General features: G+C 41.0%; 3 protein-coding genes. 2 read left to right on the plus strand and 1 reads right to left on the minus strand.

Features of this window, described 5'->3' with window-relative positions; all coding sequences use genetic code 11:
• A partial coding sequence (locus AC1DVB_RS25295; protein ID WP_477591518.1) for a sigma-54 interaction domain-containing protein occupies window positions 1–1,506 on the minus strand: 1,506 nt, incomplete at its 3' end.
• 287 nt (window positions 1,507–1,793) lie between these two features.
• On the opposite strand from AC1DVB_RS25295, the gene AC1DVB_RS25300 reads away from it, so the two are divergent.
• The gene (locus AC1DVB_RS25300; protein ID WP_106026536.1) at window positions 1,794–3,215 is read left to right on the plus strand and encodes a YfcC family protein; all 1,422 of its coding nucleotides are present in this window, start codon (window positions 1,794–1,796) and stop codon (window positions 3,213–3,215) included.
• A gap of 36 nt (window positions 3,216–3,251) precedes the next feature.
• Window positions 3,252–4,424 (plus strand): beta-aspartyl-peptidase, encoded by a 1,173-nt coding sequence (iadA, locus tag AC1DVB_RS25305; protein ID WP_477591520.1) that lies wholly within the window; start codon window positions 3,252–3,254, stop codon window positions 4,422–4,424.
• Window positions 4,425–4,663 lie beyond the last annotated feature (239 nt).

A 4,663-nucleotide genomic window follows, 5' to 3' on the forward strand; every position in this document is an offset into this window, starting at 1 on the left:
ATTGAGCACATTCAGCCGGTAAAACAAGTCTGTTCTGAATGAACCGTCCCGCATTTTATCATGAAGATTTTTATTCGTCGCGGTAATCACCCTGACATTAACGGGAATGATTCTCTTGCCGCCAATTCTGCGGATTTCCCCCTCCTGAAGAACTCGAAGCAGATGGGATTGAACTGTGAGACTTATGTCACCAATTTCATCCAAAAAGATAGTCCCTTTATCCGCCATTTCAAACAGTCCTTTCTTTCCTCCCCTTTGCGCTCCTGTAAATGCCCCTTCTTCGTAGCCGAACAATTCACTTTCAAGTAAAGTTTCTGTTAAAGCACTACAGTTCACCGCTAGAAATGGTCCATTCTTTCGCAATGAATGCTCATGAATCGCATGAGCAAACAGCTCTTTTCCTGTACCCGTCTCTCCCTGAATCAAAATCGGATGCTCCGACAAGGCAAGCTTCTTGGCAATCTGCTTACGCTCTTTCATTACTTCATTCTCGCCGATAATATCGTCAAAGCAGTATTTTGAATAAAATCCTTGATTGCGCATTTCTCTTTGTGCAGTCTTTTCTATTTCAAAGGCTTGATGTACACTTTTGAAGGTTGCGACAATTGTATTTTCTTTCATCATTTGCAACCGGAAAATCACGACATCCACGCCGTATATGTTGAAAAACTTGCTTTCATCATTACTTTCCATGATGAAATCGATAATATCACGGCGATTCATTACATGCTCTAGATACTGATTAACCACATCTTTTGCATCAACCTGGAACAATGCCGCAAGCTGGTCATTGAATACCGTTATCAGCCCTTCCTCGTTAACGACCAATATTCCGTCATCGACAGTACACAACACATTTTGGATATGATCACTCATCTGCTTGGCATCCCACTCCGCATGTAACAGCTTACGTTGTAATTCAATTATATTACTAATATACCTATCAGAAATCTTAGAGGATATATCCTTGTGTAAACCACAGCATTCTACAACTTCCAGAATTGTTGTTATATCAAAAAGACGCACGCCTATATCGATTACTTCTTTTATGTAAGAGGGGCACAGATGAGTTTCTCCTGGCGATACTGCTATTTGGACATTCTCATAAAATAAAATCCCCTTCCTGAAAGGGATAAATTGAACATGATCGACACCAAGCTGATATAAGGATTCAATAAGACTTATAGTTGCATCGTCATCATCATTCACCAAAAGCACTGTCGAACCCTCTGGTATTCTTAATAGCTTGTCAATGTATTCATGATTAACAGTTCTCTTTCCCACAATTATTTTCTGGGCATTTACGCCATCCATTCCCATTTTCTTTTCATAAGCTGCATCTGATGAATACAAGATAATTCCCTCTCCCAAAGAACGAGGTATTCCCTCATCGGTAGCATGACTTTTGACATGAACGTAGTCTCCAAGCAGTTGTTCCAGTTGCTCCTGCAAGGCTTCCTTTGTTTTTGAGCTTCCCGCTATAAGTGTAAGTGAGGATTTTGACATAAAAGCACCTACCTGTCTTTAATTGGCTTTATTATATCACCAAAAAGAACCAATAATGACCTTTAACTTCAATCCACCCAATAAGTTCTCATTAAAATCAATTACCCCATATTGGCACAGAATTTGCTTATATATTGAGTTGTCGTGATTGAGTTGACGTGCCTATGGATTTGAAAAGGAGGGAAACAGTAGAATACTAGAAAAACAGATGATAGTCGAAAGGCTGGAAAATTTTTGTTAGCGTATTAGTTCCATGTACTTATTTTAAATACAAAGGAGAGACACTTATGAGCCAGGTAGAAGAAAAGGCTGTTTCGCTTGAAACAGCGGGAGAAAAAGAGAGAAAAATCAATGTTTTTGTATTGCTGCTCTGCATTCTCGCAATAGCAACTCTATTTACTTACATTTTGCCTGCCGGGGAATATACACGGATTGAAGCAGATGGACGGACAACTGTTGACGCCAATTCTTTCAAATGGATAGAATCTGCACCGGTGGAATTGTTCGATATGATAAAAGCTATTCACACAGGGATGGTTGAAGCCGGCAATATTATCTTTTTCTTATTGATTATTGGAGGGTTTTTCGGTGTTTTAAGAGCTACAGGGACGGTTGATGTGCTCATCGCCACAATGGCCCGGAAGCTTGCGACACGTGAAAAGCTATTAATTCCTGTCGTGATGCTGTTTTTTGCTGTAGGAGGCTCCTTAATGGGAATGGCAGAAGAAACACTAGCTTACCTTCCTCTTATCATTCCGCTGGCGCTGGCCCTGGGATTCGATACAATTACAGGTACTGCCATCGTCATAGTAGGGGCATTGTCAGGGTTCACGACTGCTATCATGAATCCCTTCACTGTAGGACTTGCACAAGGAATTGCTGAATTGCCGATGTTCTCAGGAATAGGGTTACGCCTTATCTTATTTATTATCGTCTACCTTGTTTCCGTTCTTTATATCTATCGTTATGCTATGAAGGTCAAGAAAAATCCTTCTATAGGAATCTACGGAAAATATACAAAGGAAGAAGCAAAAAAACTGCTCCAATCAAGTGCGAAATTAACTGCAAGACATAAATTCATCTTAATCTCTTTTTTAATTAACTATATCGTGTTGGCATTTGGTGTCATCAAATTCCAATGGTACATTACAGAAATTACAGCCTTATTCATTGTTTTGACAATCGCAATTGGAATATTCGGTAAATTGTCCGCGGATAAAATTGTCAACTCCTTTACCAATGGATCTGCCGCCTTGCTAGGCGGTGCTTTGATTATTGGCGTATCACGCGCCATTCTTGTTGTATTGAATGATGGGCATATCGTCGACCCTATGCTGCATCAAGTATCTGAAGCTATCCAGCATATTCCGGCCTATTTAAGTGTTGCCGGCATGTACAGCTTCCAAACTCTTATTCATTTTATTCTAGCATCCGGAACCGGTCATGCGATGTTGACCATGCCAATTATGATTCCGCTCGCAGACTTATTGGATATTACACGCCAAACTGCGGTGTTGACTTTCTCTTTTGCGGATGGAATCGGAAATATGATTTTCCCAACCGCTACCACCTTAATGGCGGGCTTGGCAATTGCAGGCATACCTTGGACAAAATGGGCGAAGTGGATTCTGCCGCTGGTACTTATTCAATATCTCATTGGATTAATAGCCGTCATAACGGCTCACTTCATCGGATATGGCCCATTTTGATAAAAATAACTAGTTCATTACAGGAGGAAAAACGCATTGCTTACTTTAATTAAAAATGGCGAGATATACTCACCCAATTACTTAGGACGGAAAGACATTTTGATTACAGATGAAAAAATTGCATTCATAGATGACAGAATCGAGATTCCTAACAACTTTGCTCCTATTCATATCATTGATGCGACCAATCTTTTAGTTGTTCCAGGTTTCATAGATTCACATGTTCATATTATTGGCGGCGGCGGTGAGGGAGGATTCAAAACCCGCACCCCTGAGCTGATGCTTACGGACATTACGACTTCAGGTATTACAACGCTTGTCGGATTGCTTGGTACGGACGGAACTACGCGTAGAATGGAAAGCCTGCTTGCCAAGGCCCGGGCACTTGAAGAAGAGGGTATTTCCTGTTTCATTCATACAGGCTCCTACCAAGTGCCAGTAAAAACATTGACAGGAAAAATTGAAGATGACCTTATTTTCATTGACAAAATCATCGGTGTCGGGGAAATTGCCATCTCCGACCATAGATCATCAGAGCCCACTTTTGAGGAATTGACCAAAATCGTCGCAGCCGCACGTAACGGGGGTATTCTGTCAGGAAAAGCAGGTATATTAGAAGTTCATGTAGGAGACGGTGATGGCGAGCTCTCATTGTTACATGCAATCGCTGATAAAACCAACATTCCGATTCGGCAGCTCCATCCGACACATATCAACCGAAATGAAAAATTATTCAAGGCGGGAATCAATTACGCAAAACGGGGCGGGTTCGTAGACTTTACAACAAGCACCATTCCTCAGTTTCTGGATGATGGCGAAGTAAAATGCAGCATTGCCTTGCGCATAATGCTGGAAGAAGGGATTCCGGTAGAACAAATCACCTTCTCCTCAGACGGCCAGGCAAGTCTTCCATTTTTCAACAACCATGGGGAGTATGCAGGCCTTCAAGTAGGAAAAGTATCTTCGCTATATCACGAAGTGCGTGATTCTGTTTTAGAAGAAGGAATCCCACTTGAAACGGCACTGAAGGTCATCACCACGAATCCCGCACAAGCGCTGAAACTATCAACCAAGGGCAGTATCCAAACCGGCAATGATGCTGATATTGTGCTTTTGCAAAAGGAAACTTTTGCAATTGTCACTGTAATGGCAAAAGGACAAGTTATGGTAGATAAGGGTATTCCGTTGATAAAAGGGACATTTGAATGAGTTTAGAGGATACCAGATTTCGAAAAATTTTCACGTCTCGCATTAATATTGTGAAAAATCGCTATAGGGGCGATACTTAAACCAATCTAAAAAGTCGAATTCCTAACTGTGGAGGAATTCGACTTTTTATTTTAACAGTCATATTAACCTGTTCCCTTGTTAAGTAACAAAACATGTAACTCGCAATATATCAACTTTACTTTTTTTCGATTTAAACCGGACAATCGAGACCCCTATCC

This window comes from Peribacillus sp. P4_D6, assembly GCF_056401795.1.